The sequence below is a fragment of the Micromonospora sp. NPDC050495 genome, assembly GCF_040655175.1.
Classification (GTDB): domain Bacteria; phylum Actinomycetota; class Actinomycetes; order Mycobacteriales; family Micromonosporaceae; genus Micromonospora.
In genome coordinates this window covers 115,236-136,212 of record NZ_JBFAJK010000006.1, presented here as the reverse complement: position 1 = coordinate 136,212, position 20,977 = coordinate 115,236, and the positions used below count along the sequence as shown (strand labels likewise).

Annotated in this window: 18 protein-coding genes; 12 read left to right on the top strand and 6 right to left on the bottom strand. The window is 74.5% G+C overall.

The window, feature by feature from the left end; translation table 11 throughout:
- Positions 1–5 precede the first annotated feature (5 nt).
- Together AB0I11_RS09880 and AB0I11_RS09875 are read right to left on the bottom strand one after the other, a co-directional pair.
- Positions 6–1,697, bottom strand: a complete 1,692-nt coding sequence (locus tag AB0I11_RS09880; protein ID WP_357316300.1) for a GAF domain-containing sensor histidine kinase — start codon at positions 1,695–1,697, stop codon at positions 6–8.
- Positions 1,698–1,711: 14 nt separating this feature from the next.
- Entirely contained in the window at positions 1,712–3,514 is a 1,803-nt protein-coding gene (locus tag AB0I11_RS09875; RefSeq protein WP_357316297.1) for an AMP-dependent synthetase/ligase, read from the bottom strand.
- A 177-nt stretch (positions 3,515–3,691) separates the two neighbouring features.
- Here AB0I11_RS09875 and AB0I11_RS09870 point away from each other — a divergent pair, with 177 nt between their 5' ends.
- The 6 genes from AB0I11_RS09870 to AB0I11_RS09845 all read left to right on the top strand — a co-directional run bounded on the left by AB0I11_RS09870 (position 3,692) and on the right by AB0I11_RS09845 (position 8,938).
- A complete protein-coding gene (locus tag AB0I11_RS09870) occupies positions 3,692–4,147 on the top strand; it encodes an SRPBCC family protein (RefSeq protein ID WP_357316294.1) in 456 nt (151 codons plus the stop codon).
- Between the two features lie 41 nt (positions 4,148–4,188).
- A complete protein-coding gene (locus AB0I11_RS09865; protein WP_357316291.1) occupies positions 4,189–4,842 on the top strand; it encodes a hypothetical protein in 654 nt (217 codons plus the stop codon).
- Between the two features lie 73 nt (positions 4,843–4,915).
- On the top strand, positions 4,916–5,863 hold the full coding sequence (locus AB0I11_RS09860; protein WP_357316287.1) for an ROK family glucokinase: 948 nt from the start codon (positions 4,916–4,918) through the stop codon (positions 5,861–5,863).
- Position 5,864: 1 nt separating this feature from the next.
- Positions 5,865–6,566 carry an endonuclease/exonuclease/phosphatase family protein gene (locus AB0I11_RS09855; protein ID WP_357316282.1) on the top strand — a complete coding sequence of 234 codons (702 nt, stop codon included), beginning with the start codon at positions 5,865–5,867 and terminating at the stop codon, positions 6,564–6,566.
- 103 nt (positions 6,567–6,669) lie between these two features.
- Positions 6,670–8,073 (top strand): NAD(P)-binding domain-containing protein, encoded by a 1,404-nt coding sequence (locus AB0I11_RS09850; RefSeq protein ID WP_357316279.1) that lies wholly within the window; start codon positions 6,670–6,672, stop codon positions 8,071–8,073.
- Positions 8,074–8,113: 40 nt separating this feature from the next.
- Positions 8,114–8,938, top strand: a complete 825-nt coding sequence (locus AB0I11_RS09845) for an alpha/beta fold hydrolase (protein ID WP_357316276.1) — start codon at positions 8,114–8,116, stop codon at positions 8,936–8,938.
- Between the two features lie 14 nt (positions 8,939–8,952).
- On the opposite strand, the gene AB0I11_RS09840 is transcribed toward AB0I11_RS09845, so the two are convergent.
- Positions 8,953–10,371 (bottom strand): trehalose-6-phosphate synthase, encoded by a 1,419-nt coding sequence (locus AB0I11_RS09840; RefSeq protein ID WP_357316273.1) that lies wholly within the window; start codon positions 10,369–10,371, stop codon positions 8,953–8,955.
- A gap of 163 nt (positions 10,372–10,534) precedes the next feature.
- Positions 10,535–11,386, bottom strand: coding sequence for a DUF308 domain-containing protein (locus AB0I11_RS09835; RefSeq protein ID WP_357316269.1), 852 nt, complete (start codon positions 11,384–11,386; stop codon positions 10,535–10,537).
- 329 nt (positions 11,387–11,715) lie between these two features.
- Between AB0I11_RS09835 and AB0I11_RS09830 the strand changes: the two genes are divergently transcribed.
- The gene (locus tag AB0I11_RS09830; RefSeq protein ID WP_357316266.1) at positions 11,716–12,408 is read left to right on the top strand and encodes a lysophospholipid acyltransferase family protein; all 693 of its coding nucleotides are present in this window, start codon (positions 11,716–11,718) and stop codon (positions 12,406–12,408) included.
- 230 nt (positions 12,409–12,638) lie between these two features.
- On the opposite strand, the gene AB0I11_RS09825 is transcribed toward AB0I11_RS09830, so the two are convergent.
- Positions 12,639–16,220, bottom strand: a complete 3,582-nt coding sequence (locus AB0I11_RS09825; RefSeq protein WP_357316262.1) for an adenylate/guanylate cyclase domain-containing protein — start codon at positions 16,218–16,220, stop codon at positions 12,639–12,641.
- Between the two features lie 187 nt (positions 16,221–16,407).
- On the opposite strand from AB0I11_RS09825, the gene AB0I11_RS09820 reads away from it, so the two are divergent.
- A complete protein-coding gene (locus AB0I11_RS09820) occupies positions 16,408–16,626 on the top strand; it encodes a hypothetical protein (RefSeq protein ID WP_357316259.1) in 219 nt (72 codons plus the stop codon).
- Between the two features lie 182 nt (positions 16,627–16,808).
- Here the strand turns inward: AB0I11_RS09820 and AB0I11_RS09815 are convergent, their stop codons facing one another.
- Positions 16,809–17,501 (bottom strand): Crp/Fnr family transcriptional regulator, encoded by a 693-nt coding sequence (locus AB0I11_RS09815; RefSeq protein WP_046571116.1) that lies wholly within the window; start codon positions 17,499–17,501, stop codon positions 16,809–16,811.
- A gap of 247 nt (positions 17,502–17,748) precedes the next feature.
- Between AB0I11_RS09815 and AB0I11_RS09810 the strand changes: the two genes are divergently transcribed.
- From AB0I11_RS09810 to proC, 4 genes are all read left to right on the top strand, one after another.
- Positions 17,749–18,246, top strand: a complete 498-nt coding sequence (locus AB0I11_RS09810; RefSeq protein ID WP_357316254.1) for a polyadenylate-specific 3'-exoribonuclease AS — start codon at positions 17,749–17,751, stop codon at positions 18,244–18,246.
- A 71-nt stretch (positions 18,247–18,317) separates the two neighbouring features.
- Entirely contained in the window at positions 18,318–18,821 is a 504-nt protein-coding gene (locus tag AB0I11_RS09805; protein WP_357316251.1) for a pyridoxamine 5'-phosphate oxidase family protein, read from the top strand.
- A 179-nt stretch (positions 18,822–19,000) separates the two neighbouring features.
- Positions 19,001–20,029, top strand: a complete 1,029-nt coding sequence (locus AB0I11_RS09800) for a 6-phosphofructokinase (protein WP_357316594.1) — start codon at positions 19,001–19,003, stop codon at positions 20,027–20,029.
- A gap of 73 nt (positions 20,030–20,102) precedes the next feature.
- Complete coding sequence (proC, locus tag AB0I11_RS09795; protein WP_357316248.1) at positions 20,103–20,921, top strand: pyrroline-5-carboxylate reductase; 819 nt, start codon at positions 20,103–20,105, stop codon at positions 20,919–20,921.
- Positions 20,922–20,977: the final 56 nt, after the last annotated feature.

Here is a 20,977-nt window from a genome sequence, read left to right as displayed (position 1 = left end):
TCGGGTTACTCCCCTTCTGCTGCTGCGCTGCCGCGCACCTTATCGCGCCGGGGCGAGGAGCCGAGTACCACCGCCACGGTCGTGCCGCTGGGTCGCCGCGGCCTGATCTCCAACCGGCCCCGGATACGTTCCGCCCTCTCCGCCATGATCGCAAGACCATAGTGCCCGTCGGGGCGCTGGTCACCGATGCCGTGACCGTCATCCGACACTTCAATTTGCGCGTACGGCGGGTCGACCTCACAGGTGACCCACAAATTCGACGCGCCGGCGTGCTTGCGCGCGTTGGTGACCGCCTCCTGCGCGATCCGCAGCAGCTCCGCCTCGGTGGCCGCGGGCAGCCGGGCGGTGGACTCGTCCAGCGACAGGTGCACCCGCAGCCCGCCGGACGCGCCGACGGTGCGAGCGTACTCGGCGATCGCGGCGGCCAGGCCGCCGTGCCGGTCCACCTCGCTGCGCAGCTCGAACAGGCTCAGCCGCAGCTCGGTGATCACCCGGGTGACCTCCTGCCGCAGCGTCCGCAGCGACTCGGCGGTCTCCTCGGCGTCGTCGTGCACGGTGGCCAGGGCGTTGTCGATGCCGTACCCGACCATCACCAGTTCCTGGGCGACCCCGTCGTGGATCTCCCGGGCCAGCCGCTGCCGCTCCTCGTTGGTGGCCAGCGAGCGCACCTCGTCGAAGAGCAGCGCGGCCTCCAGCCGCAGCGCCGCCGGCCCGGTCAGCGCGGTCACCCGGGACACCACCGCCGGCGGGTACGCGTGCGGGGCGTCCGCCTCGACCACCACCAGGCCGACCGTCCGCACCCCGGCGACCAGCGGCACGATCAGCGCGGAGACCTCACCGGCATGCCGAGAGCGGGCCTGCGAGCGGGCGGCGGTCTGCGGCTGCTGGCTGGCCCACGCGTCGGCGATGGCGGAGTCCGCGTCGAGGGTGGTCTCCCAGTCGACCCGGTCCGCGCCGATCTGGGCGAGCACCACCAGCCGGCCGCCGCCGGAGGCGGAGAGCACCGCGCCCCGGTCGGTCTTGGCCACCGTCCGCAGCTCCTCCAGCAGGTGCTCGGAGATGCCCCCCGGGTCCAGGGTCGCCCCGGGCAGCTGGCGGGCCACCGTGCGCAGCTGGGTCAGCAGCCGGGTGGCCTCGGCGTACGGCTGGGGCTTGCTCTCCCCGCGCACCCGCACCACCCGCTGGAAGGTGCCGGCCGTGTACAGGCCGAGGCCGGCCAGGATCAGCCACTGGGCGCAGACCGCCAGGTAGCCGAGCTGGCCGAGCTGCGGCTCGCCGCCGACCTCGGTGAACGCGGCGCTGACCAGCAGGGTGGCGGCCGCCACCGCGAGCAGCGCGGCGCCCTCCCGGAACCGCCGGCGCAGCGCCGTCACGGTGACCGGCACGGCCAGGTACGGCAGCACCGCCGAGGCGCCGAGGCCGCCGGTCACCCCGGTCAGCCGGGTGTCGGCGGCGATCTGGCTGGCGGCCAGCCCGAGCACCACCACCTCGGCGAAGCGGCTGAGCAGCCCGAGCAGCCGGTGCTGCGGAGCCAGCACGGCGGGCAGCCCGGCGACGCCCAGCAGGGCGATCCACCACAGCGCCGCGGCGTCGCGGGTGGCGAACAGGGTCAGGGCGGCGACCAGCGCGAGGAGGACCAGGCGGGCGGCCGCGGCGAGCGGCTGCGTCTGGGGCGGGCTGGGTGTGGAGGCGGGCACGTGACGGATCGTAGTCAGCCCCGGTAGATATCCGCGATCTCCGCGGCGTACGTCTTGTGCACGACCTGCCGCTTGACCTTCAGCGAGGGGGTCAGCTCGCCGGTCGCCTCGGTGAAGTCCTGTGGCAGGATCCGGAACACCTTGATCGCCTCGGCCTTGGAGACGGACTGGTTGGCCCGGTCGATCGCGTCCTGGATCTCGGCCCGCAGCGCCTCGTCGTCGCGCAGCCCGGCGACGTCGGTGGTCTCCGGGCGGCCGTGCCCGGCCAGCCACTTCGGCAGGGCCTCCTCGTCGATGGTGACCAGCGCGGCGATGAACGGCTGCCGGTCGCCGACCACCACGCACTGGCTGATCAGCGGGTGCGCCCGGACCTGGTCCTCCAGCACCGCCGGGGCGACGTTCTTGCCGCCGGCGGTCACGATGATCTCCTTCTTCCGGCCGGTGATCCGCAGGTAGCCGTCCTCGTCCAGCTCGCCCAGGTCGCCGGTGCGGAACCAGCCGTCGGCGCTGATCGCCTCCGCGGTGGCCGCCTCGTTGTGCCAGTACCCCCGGAAGATGATCTCACCGGAGATGAGGATCTCGCCGTCGTCGTCGATCCGGATGGTGACGCCCGGCAGCGGCCGCCCGACCGTGCCGATCCGGGTGGCCGTAGGCAGGTTCGCGGCGGCCGCGGGGGAGGTCTCGGTGAGGCCGTACCCCTCGCAGATGGTCACCCCGATGCCGCGGAAGAAGTGCCCGAGCCGCGCGCCGAGCGGCGCGCCACCGGAGATCGCGTCCCGGCACCGGCCGCCCATCGCGGCGCGCAGCTTGCGGTAGACCAGCCGGTCGAAGACGGCGCGCTGGGCGCGCAGCCCCACGCTCGGCCCGTCGGCGGTCTCCAGCGCCTCGCTGTACGCGATGGCGACCTTCTCCGCCCGGTCGAAGATGCCGCCCTTCCCGTCGGCCTCGGCCTTCTGCCGGGCGCCGTTGTAGACCTTCTCGAAGACCCGGGGCACCGAGAGCACGAAGGTCGGCCGGAACTCCTGCAGCTCGTCGACCAGGTTCTTGGTGTCCGCGCAGTGCGCCATGGTGGCCCGGGCCTGCACCACGCCGATCTGGATGAGCCGGGCGAAGGCGTGCGCCAGCGGCAGGAAGAGCAGGGTGGAGGCGCCCGGGCGGAACAGGTTCGGCAGCACCGGCACCGCGTTGGCGATGTCGGCGTACATGTTGCGGTGGGTCAGCACGCAGCCCTTGGGGCGGCCGGTGGTGCCGCTGGTGTAGATGATGGTGGCGATGTCGTCGGCCCGGAGCGTGCTGCGGCGTACCTCGATGTCGGCCGGGTCGACCGCGTCGCCGGCGGTGACCAGCTGGTCCACCGCGCCCAGCTCGATCTGCCACACCTCACGCAGCGCGGGCAGCCGGTCCCGGATGCCGGCGACCAGGGTGGCGTGCCCGGTGGTCTCCACCACCACGGCGACCGCGCCGGAGTCGGCCAGGATCCAGGCGGCCTGCTCGGCGCTGGAGGTCTCGTAGATCGGCACGGTGACCCCGCCGGCGGCCCAGATGGCGTAGTCGAGCAGGGTCCACTCGTAGCGGGTGCGGCTCATCAGCGCGACCCGGTCGCCGGGGTTGACCCCGGCCGCGACCAGGCCGCGGGCCACCGCGACCACCTCGTCCCGGAACTGCCGGCAGGTCACGTCGGTCCAGGCGCCGCCGTCGCCGGCCCGCCGGGCGAACTGCACGGCGTCCGGGGCGACCTCGGCGTTGTCCCAGACCGGGTCGGTCAGGTTGGCCGCGTCGCCGACGGTGACGATCGGCGGGACGGAGAACTCGCGCACCTGCACTCCCTCGTGCTCGCACTGGCCGGGCCGGCCATGGACGGCTGTGTCGAAACCTACCCGGCGCCGTCGCCGAGTGCCGGAGGGAGGTTGCCCGCCCGGCTGCTGGGACACCCCGCGCGCGCCCGGGTGGGGTGGAGCGGCGCGGGGCGGGCGCCCGCCGGGTAGCCTCCCCCCATGGCGGACTCCTCCACCCAGTCGATCATCGTCGGCGCGTCACCGGACGACGTGGCGGCGGTCATCTGCGACTTCCCCCGGTACCCGGAGTGGGCCGAGGCGGTGCGGCGCGCGGAGGTGATCGAGGAGTACGAGGACGGGTACGCCAGCCAGGTCCGGTTCACCATCGACGCGGGCGTGATGGCCGACGAGTACGTGCTGGCCTACGAGTACGCCGAGGACATCTCCCGGATCGAGTGGCACCTGGTGGCGCCCTCGAAGATGCAGAAGTCCCAGCGCGGCTCGTACGACCTGGCCGGGAATCCGGACGGCACGACCACGGTGACCTACACCCTGGAGGTGGAGCTCTCCGTGGCCATGCTCGGCATGTTTCGCCGCAAGGCTGAGAAAATGATCATGGATGCGGCGTTGAAGCAGCTCAAGCGCCGGGTAGAAGCACCCGGTGCGGCCCACTGACCCGACCGGCCGACCGGTCGCCACGGTAGAGGAGCCGACCCATGGGCACCACTGATCCGGGTTCGGCCCGGGAAGAGGCCGAGCGTCTCGTCGCCATGCTGCTGGCCAGCGCCCGGCTGGCCGCCGCCTCGCCCGGGGCCGGTCCCTGGGGTCCGCTCGGTGGGATCCTCTCCGGTGTGCTCGGTCACACCCCCGGCGCGGCCGGCGCCGGCGACCGGGACGCGGCGGCCGGCGGCGGTCCGGGGCGTTTCGCCACCGGATCGGCGGAGTGCTGCGTCTGCCCGGTCTGCCGGGGTATCGCCGCGTTGCGTGACCCGAGTCCCGAATTCGCCGAACGCCTCGCCACCGGCGCGGGTGATCTCGCGGCCGGGGTGGCCAGCCTGCTGCGCGCGTTCGCCCCGGACGGTCCCGCCGCCCCGACCGGGTCGGGCACCGACCAGGCGACCGCCGGGCACCCGAGCGGGGACCACGTGTGGCGCGAGGCGACCCGTACCGGGCATGATTCTCAGCCGGCGCCCGAGCAGGACGTCTGGTCCGCCGCCACCCGCGCGGAGGAGGCGGCCGAGCCGGAGCCCGTCGACGTCGCCGGGCCGGACGTGCCGGCCACCCGCCGGCCGCCGGCCGGCCGACCCGCGGTGCCCGCCTCGCGGGCGTCCGGCGAGGTGGGCGAGGACGCACCAGGCGACGGGGCCTGAGCACCGGACATCCTGACGTCGCACGGCCGGTCCGGCCGACGTCGGGCAGCACAGCAGAGGGGAGTTGGCAGCGGTGACGCTGACCATCGGAGTCGACGTCGGTGGCACGAAGGTGGCCGGCGGTGTCGTGGACGACACCGGCACAGTGCTCGTGCAGACGCGACGGGACACCCCCGCCGACGACGTGGCCAAGACCCGGGACGTCATCATCGAGGTGGTCGCCGAACTGGCCACCGGCCGTACGGTCGAGGCGGTCGGGATCGGCGCGGCCGGCTGGATCGACGCCTCCCGGTCCACCGTGCTCTTCGCCCCCAACCTGGCGTGGCGGGACGAGCCGCTGCGCGCGTACGTCAGCAACGCCACCGGCCTGCCGGTGGTCGTGGAGAACGACGCGAACGTGGCCGCCTGGGCGGAGTTCCGCTACGGCGCCGCCCGGCACGCCGACGACTCGATGGTCATGTTCACCATCGGCACCGGGGTCGGCGGCGGCATCGTGCTCGGCGGTGAGCTGCTGCGGGGCGCCAACGGCATCGCGGCCGAGCTGGGCCACATGCTCACCGTGCCCGACGGGCACCAGTGCGGCTGCGGCCGGCTGGGCTGCATCGAGCAGTACGCCAGCGGCAGCGCCCTGGTCCGGTTCGCCCGCGCCGCCGCCCGCCAGGAGCCGCACCGCGCCGTCGCCCTGCTGGAGCTGGCCGGCGGCGAGGCCGAGGCGGTCACCGGCCCGATGGTGACCGCCGCGGCCAAGGGCGGCGACCCCGTCTCGACGGAGGCGTTCGCGCAGGTCGGCCGCTGGCTGGGCACCAGCCTCGCGGACATGGCACAGATCCTCGACCCGCAGGTGCTGGTGGTCGGCGGCGGCGTGATCGACGCCGGTGAGCTGCTGCTCGGCCCCACCCGCCGGTCGTACACCGACGCCCTGGCCCAGCGCAGCCGGCTGCCCGTGGCCGAGGTACGCCCGGCCGAGCTGGGCAACACCGCCGGCGTGATCGGCGCCGCCGACCTCGCCCGGCGGATCTGAGGTGCCCGGCGGGGGCGTGCCGCTGCGGGTGGTGTCGTACAACATCCACAGCCAGCGGGACGACACGGCCGCGCTGGCCGAGGTGGTCCGGGCCGCCACGCCCGACGTGGTCATCGTGCAGGAGGGGCCCCGGCGGTTCCGGTGGCGGCAGAAGACCGCCACGCTGGCCGACTCGTTCGGCCTCGTGGTGGCCGCCGGCGGGCTGCCGTCGCTGGGCAACGTGCTGCTCACCAGCCTCCGGGTCCGGGTCACCGGCACCCGCTGCCAGCGCTACCCGCTGACCCCCGGCCGGCACCTGCGCGGGGCCGCGTACGCCGAGTGCCGGGTCGGCGGGAGCCGGTTCCTGCTGGCCGGCTCGCACCTGTCCACCGACCCGGCGGAGCGGCCCGCGCAGGCCGCCGCGTTCAAGCGGGAACTGGCCGCCGCGACGCTGCCGGTGGTGGCCGGCGCCGACCTGAACGAGGGGCCGGACGGGCCGGCCTGGCGGACGGTCGCCGAAGGGCTGACCGACGCGGCGGTGGCGATGGACCGGGCCGACCGGCACACCTACTCCTGCGCGAACCCCCGTCACCGCATCGACGCGCTCTTCGTCGACCCGCGCGTCACGGTCGTCGACTACGACGTGCTGGACACCCCGCGTACCCGGCAGGCCAGCGACCACTTCCCGATCCTGGTCGACCTGCTGCTGCCCGCCGCCGGCTGAGCCCCGCCCCGCCGGGCGCGGGCGGGGCTGGACAACGGCGGGCATTCTCGGCAGGATTTCGCACCGACCCGGCCCGCGTGCCGCACAAAGGAGATGTCCCCCGGTGCCCTCCTCCACCGACCTCGGCCGCCCCGACCCGGACTCGGCGGTCGCCCTGACCCGCGACGGCCGCCCGGTCTCCGACCGCGGCGACACCGTCTGCGTGATCGGCGCCGGCGCCAGCGGCCTCACCGCCGTGAAGAACCTCCGCGAACACGGCTTCGGCGTGGACTGCTACGAGCGGGAGACCGGCGTCGGTGGGGCCTGGAACTGGCGGCACGACCGCAGCCCGGTGTACGCCAGCACGCACCTCATCTCGTCCCGGCCGTTCACCCAGTTCCCCGACTTCCCGATGCCGGACGACTGGCCGGACTACCCGCACCACGCCCAGCTGCTGTCCTACTTCGAGCGTTACGCCGACCACTTCGACCTGCGCCAGCACGTCTGGTTCGGCACCGAGGTGGTCCGGGTGGAGCCGGTCGAGGGGGACCGCTGGGACGTCACCACCCGCAGCACCGGCGGGTACGGCCCCGAGCGCACCTCGCGCTACGCGGCGGTGGTGCTGGCCAACGGGCACAACTGGTCGCCCAAGCTGCCCCGCTACGAGGGGCTGGAGCAGTTCCGCGGCGAGGTCATGCACGCCTCGTCCTACAAGGACCCGGCCCAGCTGCGCGGCAAGCGGGTGCTGGTGGTCGGTGCCGGCAACACCGGCTGCGACATCGCCGTCGAGGCCGCCCAGCAGGCCTCCCGCTGCTGGCACTCCACCCGCCGCGGCTACTGGTACGCCCCGAAGTACGTCTTCGGTCGCCCGGCCGACCAGGTCAACGACACCCTGCTGGCGCTGCGCGTGCCGCTGCGGGTACGGCAGTGGCTCTACCACTGGACGCTGCGGCTCACCGTCGGCGACCTGACCCGGTTCGGTCTGCCCAAGCCGGACCACCGCGTCTACGAGACCCACCCGATCGCCAACAGCCAGCTCGTCTACTACGTCGGGCACGGGGAGATCACCCCGGTGCCGGACGTGGCCCGGTTCCACGACCGGACGGTGGAGCTGACCGACGGCCGGGAGATCGACCCCGAGCTGGTCGTCTTCGCCACCGGCTACCTGCCGCGCTTCGAGTTCCTGGGCGGCGGCGTGCTCGGCGACGAGGAGGGCACCGGGCGGCCCCGGCTCTGGCTGAACGCGTTCGCCGCCGGCCACCCCACCCTGGCCGTGGTCGGCCTGGTGCAGCCCGACTCCGGCATCTTCCCCATCGCGCACTGGCAGAGCGTGCTCTTCGCCCGGTTGCTCGCGCTGCGCACCAGCCGGCCGGAGCGGGCCGGCGCGTTCGCCCGCCGGGTCACCGCCGGCGTCGGCGAGCGCTACTCGGGGAAGGTCAAGGACAGCACCCGGCACTGGTTCGAGGTCGGGCACGCCGACTACCTGCGCGCGCTCCAGCGCGCCCTGTACGAGCTGGAGGGCAAGTGACCCGGGAGCGTGCCACGGTCGTGACCGAGGGAGCGGCGCAGTGAGCGCCGAGCGGGTCCGGGTCGTCCGGGCCTGGGAGTGGGCCCGCCCCGAGCGCGCCGCCCGCCGCGAGGTGCTCTCCGCGCTGCCCCCGCTGGAACAGGCGAAACCGCCGCTGCTCTTCGTGCCCGGCTTCGGGCACGGCGCGTGGGCCTTCGCCGAGCACTGGCTGGAGCACGCCGCGTCCCGCGGCTTCCCCGCGTACGCGGTGAGCCTGCGCGGGCACGGCGGCAGCGAGCCGGCGCCGGGCGCGACGCTGCGGTCGTACACCCATGATGTGGTCCAGGTGGCCGCGGGCCTGCCGCGGCAGGCGGTGCTGGTGGGGCACGGCGCCGGCGCCCGGGTCGTCGCGCACGCCCTGGCCCGCTACCCGGCCCGGGCCGCGGTGCTGGTGGCGCCGGTGCTCGGCGACTGGGCGACGTTCGGCACGGCGCTGCGCCGCAACCCGCTCGGCACCCTGCCCGCGGTCCTCGGGGCCGGCCTGCGGCTGAACCGCCGGCAGCTGTTCAGCCGGGAGCTGCCCGACGCCGACGCCCGCCGGTACGCCGCCCGCCTGGGCCGGGCCAGCCGGCGGGCGCAGTGGCAGCTGCTCACCGGCCCGGGGCCCGAGCCGGCGGTGGGCCGCCCGCCGGTGCTGGTGCTGGGCAGCCCGGACGACCGGGTGGTGCCGCCGGCCGCGCTGACCCGGGCCGCCCGCCGGTACGCCTCCGCGCCGCTGCTCTTCCCCGGGATGGGGCACGACCTGATGCTCGACGCCCGCTGGCGGGAGCCGATCGACGCGATCCTGGACTGGCTGGAGAAGGACCCGGCGCCGGCGGCGGGCTGACCGCCGGCGCGCGGTCAGTCGACGGTCGCGAGCCGGCTGAGCAGCGAGCCGGTGTGGTCCAGCGCCCGCAGGTACGACCGGGCCCAGGCGTGGATGTCGTGGTGGTGCAGGTGCGCCCGCATCGCCCGCATCCGGGCCGAGACGTCCTCCGGGGTGGCCCGCAGCGCGGCCAGCAGCGCCTGCTTGAGCCCCTCCAGGTCGTGCGGGTTGACCAGGTACGCCTGTTCCAGCTCGGCGGCGGCCCCGGCGAACTCGGACAGCAGCAGCGCCCCGGTGTCGTCCACCCGGGCGGCCACGTACTCCTTGGCCACCAGGTTCATCCCGTCGCGCAGCGGGGTCACCGCCATCACGTCGGCGATCCGGTAGAGGGCGACCAGCTCGGCCCGGTCGAAGGGCTGGCTCAGGTAGTGGATGGCCGGCTCGCCCACCCGGCCGAACTCGCCGTTGATCCGGCCGACCTGGTGTTCCACCCGCTCCCGCAGGATCTGGTACTGGCCGACCCGTTCCCGGCTCGGCACCGCCACCTGGATCAGCACGGTGCCCGGGATCTTCACGTCCCCGCTGGCCAGCAGCTCCCGGTACGCCTTGAGCCGCTGCTCGATGCCCTTGGTGTAGTCCATCCGGTCGACGCTGAGGATGACGTGCTCCGGGTCGCCGAGGTCCTGGCGCAGCCGGCGGGCCCGCTCGGCGACCTCGGGCCGGGTGGCCAGCGCGGCCATCTCGGCGGTGTCGATGGAGACCGGGAACGCGCCGATCCGCACCACCCGGTCGCCGACCCCGATCCGCCGGTCGGTGGCCGGCAGCTCCAGCACCTTCGTCACGAGCTGGGCGAAGTTGTGCGCGGCCTGGGCCCGCTGGAAGCCGATCAGGTCGGCGCCGAGCATCCCGCGCAGCAGCTCGGCCCGGCGGGGGAGCTGCATGAACAGCTCCGGCGGCGGGAACGGCACGTGCAGGAAGAAGCCGATCCGCAGGTCGGGGCGGAGGTCGCGGAGCAGCCCCGGCACCAGCTGGAGGTGGTAGTCCTGCACCCAGACCAGGCCGCCCGGCTCGGCCACCTCGGCGGCGGCCGCGGCGAACCGCTGGTTGACCCGCTGGTACGCCTCCCACCAGCGGCGGTGGTATTCGGGCTGCTCGACGGCGTCGTGGTAGAGCGGCCACAGGGTGGCGTTGGCGAAGCCCTCGTAGTGGTCGCGCAGGTCCTCGCCGCTGAGCGGCACGGCGTGCATCCGCACCCCGTCCACGGCGGGCAGGCGCGGCGCCGGGCCGGTGCCGCCCGCCCAGCCGACCCAGGTGGCCGGGGTGTGCCGCAGCAGCGGGTGCAGGGCGCTGACCAAGCCACCGGGGCTGCGGCGCCACTCGAAGGCGCCGTCCGGCGCCACACTGTCGTCGATGGGCAGCCGGTTGGCCACCACCACGAGGGGGCTCTGTCGCATCTCGGGCGTTCCGATCAGCAGGGGGGACCGGCCGACGCGGCGAGGAGCGATCCGGACAGCCGGTGCGGGATGTGACGGACAGCGGTATTCCTACTGACCGTAAGTTACACCCCTGTTACGCGATCGGCCCGGGGGCGCGGGCGTCCCGCGATCCGGGCGGCGGTCAGACGACCGCGCCGTCGTCCGGGTCGTGGTCCTCCGGGTCGCCGGGGCGCAGCCGCCAGATCAGCATCACGAACCCGGCCAGGATGCCGGTGAAGCCGAACAGGGTCACCAGCGACGGGTCCACCACCGACAGCAGGGTGGGGGAGAGGAAGAGCAGGAAGCCGAGGACGATGCAGAGCACCCCGACCACGGCGTACTTGGAGAAGCGGGGCAGCGGCGGCGGTGGCGGCGGGGTGTAGTGGTCCTCCTCCCCGCCCGGCAGGTCCGCCCCGAAGGTGTCCAGCCCGTCCAGCAGCGACGGCTCGTCGGCCTGGCCCCGGCCGAGCGACACGCCGGAGATGTCCGCCGCGTACGGCAGACGGCGCACGTCGGTCGCGGTCGGGCCGGCGGTCTCCTCGGCGCGGCCACCGGCGCCTGGGCCCGGGCCGGCCGGGTCGACCGGGTCATCGTCGTCGTCGACGTCCTCGGCGGCGGGCCACGGATGGCTGCCGGCCGCCGGGGTGGTGTGGAAGCCGGCGACGATCCGCGCCCACTCGGCCTCGATGTCCGGCTCGTCGTCGCGGGCGGGCTCCCGGCCCCCCTCGTCAGCCAGCTGGGTGAGGTAGTCCCGGGCGGTGGTCAGGTGCGAGCGGTCGACGTAGAGCCGGTCGACCGGGCGGGGCGGCACCGTCGTGGTGCGGGTGACCGGGTTGAGGTCGGCGGAGGGCTGGAGGTACGCGGCGATGCCGCCGGCGGCCAGCACGTCGAGCAGGTGCTCGCCGACGCGCGGGTCGACGTCGCCCGCGACCGCGTACTCGGCCGCGTCGAGCCCGTTGTCCCGCCGCCCCCGGCGTGCCCCACCCGCTGACACCGGACACCCTCCCTCGCCGCACCGTCGTGCGTCCGCTCCGGCGCTCGATACGCCTGCGACAACCTCGGCCCGGCGGGCGATGTTCCCGGACCGGATGAGGGCCGGCCCGACGCCCTGCCACGACCCGAGGTGGTCGTGCTTTGAATCGTGACACGTCGGGACCCGGTTCCGGGAGTGCGTTGTGGCGTGCCGCTCCCGGTTCGTAGGCTTCTCCCCGACAGTCCCGCTCGCCGACGGCGCCCCGGGCACGGTCCGGGCGTGGCCCGGCGGCCCGCACCGGGGGTCCCGGCGGCCCGGGCGTCACCGTTCCCGGCTGCGGAAGGACCCCGGTGCTGTACTGGCTGCTGAAGTACATCATCCTCGGCCCGCTGCTGCGGCTGATCTTCCGCCCGCAGGTCGACGGGCTCGAGCACGTGCCGGAGTCCGGCCCGGTCATCCTGGCCAGCAACCACCTCTCGTTCTCGGACTCGATCTTCACGCCGCTCATCGTCAAGCGAAAAGTCACATTCATCGCAAAGGCGGAGTACTTCACCGGTAAGGGCCTCAAGGGCTGGCTGACCAGGATGTTCTTCGTCGGCTCCGGGACCATCCCGGTCGACCGCTCCGGCGGCCGGGCCGCCCGCGCCGCGCTGGACACCCAGCTCAGGGTGCTGCGGGCCGGGGGCATCGCCGGCATCTACCCGGAGGGCACCCGCTCGCCCGACGGTCGGCTCTACCGGGGCAAGACCGGCGTGGCCCGGCTCGCGCTGGAGAGCGGCGCCCCGGTGGTGCCGATGGCGATGCTCAACTCGGACGCCATCCAGCCCACCGGGCAGCTCATCCCCAACCTCGGCCGGGTGCGGATCCGCTTCGGCCGGCCCCTGGACTTCTCCCGGTACGCCGGGCTGTCCGGCGACCGGTTCGTCGAGCGGGCCGTGACCGACGAGATCATGTACGAGCTGATGGAGCTCTCCGGCCGCGAGTACGTCGACACGTACGCCCAGAAGGTGAAGGCCACCCCCCGCCAACCCGTCCCCGCCTGACCCCCGCCCCGTCCGCCCTCGCCTCCCGCCCTCGCCCCCCGCCGCCCGTCCGGGCGCCGGGGTGTCCCGGGCGTGGGGCGCGGATTGCGGCGAACCGGCCCCATCCCGCGCCGGGCAGGGCCGACTTGCGGGAGAGCGCGCCTACCGTCCGACCACCTTCCGCCCGACCACCTTCCGCCCGACCACCTTCCGCCCGACCACCTTCCGCCCGGGCGGGCCGCCCGGGCGGGTCAGCAGGCGACGGCGGGGCCGGTGTCCGGCACCGGGCGGCGAGCCAGGGCGAGCAGGCCGGGCGCCTCGTTGCGCTGGGCGAAGGCGCGTACCTCGGCCAGCGGCGCGGCGGCCGCGGTGTCGCCGGCCAGCTCCAACTCGCCCGCCGCGAGGGCGAGCGCCAGCATCCGGTCGGTGACGTCCGGGATCCGGGCGTAGATCTCGGCGCCGGCCAGGTGCAGCTCGCCGGCCCGCCGGTGGTCGCCGTCGGCCGCGGCCACCGCCCCGGTCACGGTCCGCAGTGCCGCCTCCGACCAGGGCGTGCGGTGCTCGATCCGGTCCAGCATGGCGCGGACCCGCACCGCCGCGTCCCGGCCGGCCAGGGCGGCCGCGTACGCCGCCGCGGCGATCCACTCACCGCTGGCCAGCGCCGGCACCGCCGACCACGCGTCGGCCAGCTCGTCGATCAGCTCGGCGGCCTCGTCGGCCCGGCCCTGCAACGCCCGGCAGAGCGCGGCCATGCCGAGCATGGTCCAGCGCGGCCGGTGGAAGCCGCTGCGCCGGGCGCTGTCCAGCGCGGCGGCCACGTCGTCGCGGTGCCGGGGCGACTCCGGCGCGGCGTCGCCCCGCTGGGCCGGCGCCGGCCGGGGCGCCGGCGGTACCAGCTGCCCGCGCAGCACCAGCAGGCACGAGCGCAGGCCCCGGACCTGCATGTCCCAGCCTCCGGTCGGGGTGTCCAGGAACGCGTCGGCGGCGGCGATCAGCCGGCCGAAGTCGCCGTCGAAGTACGCCCGCATCGCCTCGCCGGAGTAGCTGGTGGCCAGGGTCTGCCCGCTGCCCCGGGCCGCCGGAGCGGTGGACAGCAGCGCGTCCGAGCGCAGCCAGTCGCCCTCCTCGCGGACCGCGTACGCCAGGTTCTGCAGGGCCCGGGGCAGCGCGAGCAACTGCTGGGCGCGGCTCGACTCGACCAGCGCGTGCAGCTCGTCCAGGCCGGACCGGTCGCCCGACTGGTAGCGGGCGGTGGCCGCGGTGATCCGGGCGCTGACGTTGACCTCGACCAGCCCGAGCCGCGCCCCGATCCCGGCCGCCGCCTCGGCCGCGACGACCGCCGCGTCCCGCTCGTAGTTGAGCATGTGCAGCCGGCCCAGCTCCGCGTACGCGTCCGCCTTCTGGGCGCTGTCCGGCAGCGGCTCGAACAGGGCGACCGCCCGGTCCAGGCAGGCCACCGCGGCGGCGTGGTCGGCGCGCAGCCAGGCGGCCTGGCCGAGCAGTGTCCAGGCCCGGGCCGCGCAGGCGTCGTCGCCGTGCGCGAGCAGCCGGCCGGCGAGCGCGTGCAGCTGCTCCGGCCCGCCGCCGGAGAGGAAGCCGTTGCCGTCCCGGTAGAACGAGATCTCCGTGCTCAGCAGCTCCAGTTGCAGCCGGCCGACCGGGTCGCTGTCGTCGGCCAGGCCCAACGCCCGGCCGGCGTGCGCGGCGGCCGCGTCCAGCCCGTGCAGGGCGTACGCCCGCCGGGCGGCCCGGTGCAGCGCGGCGCGTGCCGGACCGGCGTAGCGGTGGGTGTCCAGGCCGAGGGTGCGGGCGATCTCGTGGGCGGCCCACCGGTGGTGCGCGAGCACCTCGGCCAGGTCGGTGTCCCGGCTCTCCGACAGCGCGTCCAGCCAGTCCGCGGTCCGCTCGTGCCGGGCCACCCGCTCGGTACGCGGCAACCGCTGGTAGCAGACGTCCCGGACCAGTACGTGCCGGAACCGGAACTCCGGCTGCCCGGCCATCGTGGACGCCGCCTGCTCGTGCACGAAGTCGCGCTGCTCCAGCCGGCGCAGCGCCCGCTCCACCGACTCCACCTGCTGGCCCAGCGCGGCGGCCACCGCGCCCGGCCAGAACTGCACGCCCACCGCCGAGGCGGCCAGCAGCACGGCCCGGTCCTTCGCGTCGAGCAGGTCGACCCGGTTGGCGATGACCGCGTGCACGCTCTCCGGCATCGGCAGGTCGAGGTGCTTCTCCAGCGACCAGCCGCGGCCGGACTGGCGCAGCGCGCCCTGCTCGATGAGCATCCGGACGTACTCGTGGGCGTAGAGCGGATTGCCGTCGGCCACCTCGACCAGCGGGGTGAGCATCTCGGCGGGGAACGCGGCCTGGCCGAACATGTGCGCGTAGAGCGCCGCGATGCCGGTGTCCCGCAGCGGCGGCAGGGTGATGGTCACCGAGCCGGTGATCGTCCCCGCCCAGGTCGGGTCGCGGTCGACCAGCTCCGGGCGGGCGGTGCAGAGCAGCAGCAGCGGCGCGTCCCGGGCGGCGGCGCCGAGCAGGTCGACGAAGCGGAGCATCGCGTCGTCGGCCCAGTGCAGGTCCTCGAAGACCAGCACGGTGGGGCGCCGGGCGGCGAGGGCGAGCAGGAAGCGCCGCCAGGCCGACTCGGCCTCCTCGGCCGGCAGGGTGGGCCCGGCCAGCCCGACCAGGGGGCGCAGCGCGTCGACCACCCGGTCCCGTTCCGCGGTGCCGACCAGTTCGGCGACCGCGCTGGTGAGCCGCTGCGCCGCGGCGGACGCCGGGTCGGTGTCGAGGATGCCCGCCTCGGTCTTCACGATGTCGGCCAGCGCGGCGAAGGTGACGTTCTCCCCGAACGGCGGGCACCGCCCGGTACGCCAGGTGAGCGGCTCGTCGACCAGCCGCTCGGCGTGCCGGTGCAGCTCGCGTACCAGCCGGCTCTTGCCCAGGCCGGCCCGGCCGAACACGGTGACCACCTGCGGCAGGCGGTCCCGCAGCGACCGGTGCAGGGCGTTGACCAGCATGCCCAGCTCGTGCTCGCGGTCGATCAGCGGTGTGGTGTCGGGCTCCCGCTCGGTGGGCTGGCGACGGACCGGGGCGAGGGCGAGCCAGACCTCGGTGGGGGTGGAGCGCCCGCGCAGGGTGATCGGGGGCTGCTCCTCGTAGCGGATGGCGTCCTTGGTCAGCGCGTGGGTGGCGCCGCAGACCAGCACCCCGCCGGGCGGGGCCACCGACTGCATCCGGGAGGCGGTGTTGACCACGTCGCCGGCCACGATCGCCTGCCCGCCGTCGCGGGCCGCGGCCACGTCCACCAGCGCCTCGCCCGTCGCCACGCCGACCCGGAAGCGCAGCTCGTCGTGGCCGGTCGGGGCGAAGCGGGTGAGCACCCGCTGCAACTCCAGCCCGGCCCGTACGCAGCGCAGCGCGTCGGTCTCGGTGGCCACCGGGGCGCCGAAGAGCGCCATCACCGCGTCCCCGATGTACTTCTCCACGACCCCGCCGTACTGCCCGACCACCCGGCGGGCGGCGGAGAAGAAGCCGGTCTGCATGCCGCGGACCTGCTCCGGGTCGGCCCGCTCGACGTACGGGGTGAAGTCGATCAGGTCGACGAAGAGCACGCTGACCCGGCGGCGGTCCTCCTGCGGCGCCGGCACCGGCTGCTTGGCGCCGGTCCGGGGCGCCCCGCACGAGGTGCAGAACGTCACGTCGGCGGCGAGCGGTCGCAGGCAGTGCGGGCAGACGGCACCCAGCTCCGCGCCGCAGCCCCCACAGAAGCGGTCGCCGTCGGCGGCGGTACGTCCACAACGGTCACACAGGGCGGAGATGACAGCCTCCACTGATCTTCCGGCCGGGCCGGCCGGGACGCCACCCCCCGCGGCGTCTCTCCGGTGAGTATCGCGGCTGGCGGGACTGTCAGGTACCGGGCTGTTGGCTTGTGGACACTCGTCCGGGCAGTCAGTGCGGCGGTACGCGGACTACATTCATGCCGCCGGGACGACGACGACCGCGATCAAGGGGGACACCATGGTGTACGTGAAGCTGGAGAGCGACTGGACCGACGCCGACGGAGTGGCGCACACGGCGGGCGAGTCCGTCGACGTGGACGCGGCCACCCTGGCCTCCCTCCAGGCCGAGGGCATCGTCAGCGAGGGGTTCGGTGGCGGCGGCAAGGACGGCACCGACTGGGCCGGCCCGACCGGCACCACCACCAACTGGGCGGGGCCGACCAGCACCACCCCGTGACAGCGCGCGGGTGAGCCCGACGACGCGGCCGTGGCGTTCGACGCCCCGGCCGCGTCGCGCGTTCACCGGCCGGGTCGCGCGTTCACCGGCCGGGTCGCGCGTTCAGCGGCCGGGTCGCGCGTTCACCGGCCGGGTCGCGCGTTCAGCGGCCGCGTCGTGCGTTCACCGGTCGGGGCGTGCGTTCAGCGGTCGTTCATCCCGGCGCGGCGGCGCAGCGCGGCCACATCCGTCACCACGATCCGGCGGCCCTCGGTACGCAGCCAGCCCCGGCTGGCGAACGAGCCGATCGCCTGGTTGACGCTCTGCCGGGAACCGCCGGCCATCTCGGCGAGCTGGCTCTGGTTGAGCTCGATCGTGATCATCGGGGCCTGGCTCTCGCCGGCCAACCGGACCAGCGTCTTGGCCACCCGGCCGGGCAGGTCGAGGAAGACGTGGTCGGCGTTCTGCTCGGTGAGCCGGCGGATCAGCTGGCCGAGCGAGCGCATCACCGCGTCGAGGATGCGCGGGTTGGAGTGCACCAGCTCCATGAACGCGGGGCGGGACAGCGCGAGCGCGGTGCAGTCCTCGATCGCCTCGGCGGACGCCGAGCGGGTGGAGGCGTCCAGCAGGGACACCTCGCCCAGCACGTCCGGCGGGCGGATCACCGACAGCACGGCGCGTTCGCCGGTCGGCGCGGTGCGGAACACGGCCACGGCGCCCCGCCGCAGCACGATCAGCGACTCGCCGGGGTCGTTCTCCACGAAGAGCAACTGACCCTTGCGGTACGTACGCGGCACGGCCGCGGCGATGACCCGCTGCCGCACCTCCGGCTCGAGCCCGGCGAACATCTCCACGCCCGTGAGCGCGTCACCCGGCTCCGGCAGGCGAACCTCCACGGCCCAACCCCTCCCCGGTCAAGGACCCCAACTCGCACACCGGGTGAACCTGTCATCCCCGGTACGAGGCATCAGAACCGGTTCGGCGTCCGGTAGCGGTACACATCAGATCATGACGGTCCGGTCGCTTGCTGTACACCCCTGGAGACACTTCCGTGACCCTGCGCGGGCCCTCGGCGCTGGGCCGATGACCTCGACGGACGCCCCGGCGGCGGGCGGGCGGCGGCGGTGGGCGAGGATGGTGGGGATGGTCTACCGCTATTTCTACGACTGCGAGTTCATCGAGGACGGCCGGATCGTCGACCTGGTGTCGATCGGCGTCGTCGACGAGCACGGCCGCGAGTTCTACGCGGTCTCCACCGAGTTCGACGACTCCCGGGCGGTGCCCTGGGTGCGCCGCAACGTCCTCGACAAGCTCCCCTCGCCGGCCGACCGGGCCTGGCGGTCCCGGGAGCGGATCCGCGACGACCTCTACGAGTTCCTCATGGCCCCGGTCCGGGACCGGCCGGGCGAGCAACTGGAGCTCTGGGCCTGGTACGCCGCGTACGACCACGTGGTGCTGGCGCAGCTGTGGGGGGCGATGCCGGCGCTGCCCCGGGAGATCCCGCGGTTCACCAAGGAGCTGCGCCAGCTCTGGGACGACCGGGGCCGGCCGCGGCTGCCCGAGGCCGAGGCGGACCGGCACGACGCGTTGGTCGACGCCCGGCACAACCTGGCCCGCTGGCGGGCCATGACCGCGCGGTGACCTGTCGGCAGGTTTGACCGGTTCTGTCCTGGGCACGGGTCGAGATCAAGTCGAGCCGAGGGAGAGCCGCCATGAGCAACCGAGCGACCGGCGTCGAGGACGCCCGCCATCGGGTCACCGAACTCATCCGGGACGCCCGCATCTGCCTGCTGACCACCACGGCCGTGGACGGGCGGCTGGTCAGTCGCCCGATGGGGCTGCAAGCGGCGGAGTTCGACGGTGACCTCTGGTTCTTCACCTACGCCAACTCGGCCAAGATCCGTCAGATCCGGGTGAACCCGCAGGTCAATGTCGGCTTCTCCGACCAGCGGCACCACGCCTGGGTGTCGGTGGCCGGCACCGCCGCCGAGGAGTGGGACCGCGACCGCGCCGAGCGGCTGTGGCACCCGCTGCTGCGGACCTGGTTCCCGGACGGCCCCGACACCCCCGGGCTCACCCTGCTCAAGGTGCACGCCGGCACGGCCGAGTACTGGGACTCGCCGGGCGGCGCGATGGTCACCCTGGTCGGCCTCGCCCGGGCGGCGGTGACCGGGCGTCCGCCCCAGCCGGGCGAGAACCGCGAGGTCGGCTACTGACCGGTAGCCGTCCGATGGGCGCGCCGCGGGCCGGGGCGCGGTGTCGGCGGACCCCGGCGCCGACTACAGTGCGCAGTGACGGCCCGCCCCGGGCCGGCAACGGCGCCGATGGTCTGACCTGACACATATCCTGGGGCTTATCCGGGCTTCACCTGATGCTCCAGGAGGATGAGCAGATCATGCGTATCGGCGTGCTCACCGGCGGCGGCGACTGCCCAGGTCTCAACGCGGTGATTCGGGCGGTCGTCCGCAAGGGCGTCGCCACCTACGGTCACGAGTTCGTGGGCTTCCGGGACGGCTGGAAGGGCCCGCTGGAGGGCCTGTCCAAGCCGCTGGGCATCGCGGAGGTGCGCGGGATCCTGCCGCGTGGCGGCACCATCCTCGGCTCGTCCCGGACCAACCCCTTCAAGATCGAGAACGGCGTCGAGCGGATCAAGGAGAACCTCGCCGCGCAGGGCGTGGACGCCCTGATCGCGATCGGCGGCGAGGACACCCTCGGCGTGGCCACCAAGCTCCACGAGCTGGGCGTGCACGTGATCGGCGTGCCGAAGACGATCGACAACGATCTGGGCGCCACCGACTACACCTTCGGCTTCGACACCGCGGTCAACATCGCGATGGAGGCGATCGACCGGCTGCACACCACGGCCGAGAGCCACCACCGCACCCTGGTGGTCGAGGTGATGGGCCGGCACGCCGGCTGGATCGCCCTGCACGCCGGCCTCGCCGGTGGCGCCAACGTGATCCTGCTGCCGGAGCGGCAGTTCGACGTCGAGCAGGTCGCCGGCTACGTCGAGAAGCGCTTCCAGCACCAGTACGCCCCGATCGTGGTGGTCGCCGAGGGCGCCCAGCCGATGGAGGGCCAGATGGTGCTGCACAACCAGGAGCTCGACGCGTTCGGCCACGTCCGCCTCGGCGGCATCGGCCAGTGGCTCGCCGAGCAGCTGGAGGCGAAGACCGGCAAGGAGGCCCGCACCGTGGTGCTCGGCCACATCCAGCGCGGCGGCACGCCCACCGCGTTCGACCGGGTGCTGGCCACCCGGCTGGGCCTGCAGGCCATCGACGCTGCCCACGAGGGCGACTGGGGCAAGATGGTCGCGATGCAGAGCACCGACATCGTGCGGGTCCCGCTCGCGGAGGCCACCCGGGAGCTGAAGACCGTGCCGCTGGAGCGGTACGCCGAGGCCGAGGTCTTCTTCGGCAGCTGAGCGACGGCCGGTGGCGCGGCGGACCCGGAGCGGGCCGCCGCGCCCCGCCGCACGGCGAGAGGGGTACGGCGTCATGGCACCCGAGGTGCACACGGTCGCGGTGATCGGCGCGGGCAAGATCGGTGAGCTGATGCTCTCCGGGCTGCTCCGCTCCGGCTGGCCGGTCGAGCGGCTGCTCGCCACCGCCCGGCGGCCGGCCCGCGCCGAGGAGCTGACCGCCCGCTACGGCGTCCGGGTGGTGGACAACCTCACCGCGGTGGACGAGGCGGAGGTGCTCGCCGTCTCGGTGAAGCCGCAGGACGCCGGGGCGCTGCTGGACGAGATCGGCCCCAAGGTGCCGGCCGACAAGCTGGTCATCTCGCTCTGCGCCGGCCTGCCCACCGCCTTCTTCAACCGCCGGCTGCCCGAGGGCACCCCGGTGGTCCGGGTGATGACCAACACCCCGGCCCTGGTCGACCAGGCGATGAGCGCGATCTCCCCGGGGGCGTACGCCACCGGCGCGCACCTGGCCCTGGCCGAGGAGATGTTCAAGCCGCTCGGCGCCACCCTTCGGGTGCCCGAGTCCCAGCAGGACGCGGTGACCGCGCTCTCCGGCTCCGGCCCGGCCTACTTCTACCTCCTGGTCGAGGCCATGATCGACGCGGGCATCCTGCTCGGCCTGCCGCGTCAGGTGGCGCACGAGCTGATCGTGCAGACCGCGATCGGCTCGGCGGTGATGCTGCGCGACTCCGGCGAGCACCCGGTCAAGCTCCGCGAGGCGGTCACCTCGCCGGCCGGCACCACCATCTCCGCCATCCGTGAGCTGGAGAACCACGGCGTACGCGCGGCCATGCTGGCGGCCCTGGAGGCGGCCCGCGACCGGGCCCGCGAACTCGCCGCCCAGGCCGACTGAGCCCACGGTCCGCGCGGACCCGGCGCGGGGAGTGCCGCGCCGCTGGTCCACCCGGG

What these genes read in the sequence shown, in the direction of transcription:
- AB0I11_RS09810 (WP_357316254.1), top strand. Translation starts at nt 17,749, where the DNA reads ATGGTCTACCGCTATTTCTACGACTGCGAGTTCATCGAGGACGGCCGG.
- proC (WP_357316248.1), top strand. Translation starts at nt 20,103, where the DNA reads ATGGCACCCGAGGTGCACACGGTCGCGGTGATCGGCGCGGGCAAGATC.
- AB0I11_RS09840 (WP_357316273.1), bottom strand. Translation starts at nt 10,371, where the DNA reads ATGCGACAGAGCCCCCTCGTGGTGGTGGCCAACCGGCTGCCCATCGAC.
- AB0I11_RS09800 (WP_357316594.1), top strand. Translation starts at nt 19,001, where the DNA reads ATGCGTATCGGCGTGCTCACCGGCGGCGGCGACTGCCCAGGTCTCAAC.
- AB0I11_RS09820 (WP_357316259.1), top strand. Translation starts at nt 16,408, where the DNA reads ATGGTGTACGTGAAGCTGGAGAGCGACTGGACCGACGCCGACGGAGTG.
- AB0I11_RS09865 (WP_357316291.1), top strand. Translation starts at nt 4,189, where the DNA reads ATGGGCACCACTGATCCGGGTTCGGCCCGGGAAGAGGCCGAGCGTCTC.
- AB0I11_RS09805 (WP_357316251.1), top strand. Translation starts at nt 18,318, where the DNA reads ATGAGCAACCGAGCGACCGGCGTCGAGGACGCCCGCCATCGGGTCACC.
- AB0I11_RS09870 (WP_357316294.1), top strand. Translation starts at nt 3,692, where the DNA reads ATGGCGGACTCCTCCACCCAGTCGATCATCGTCGGCGCGTCACCGGAC.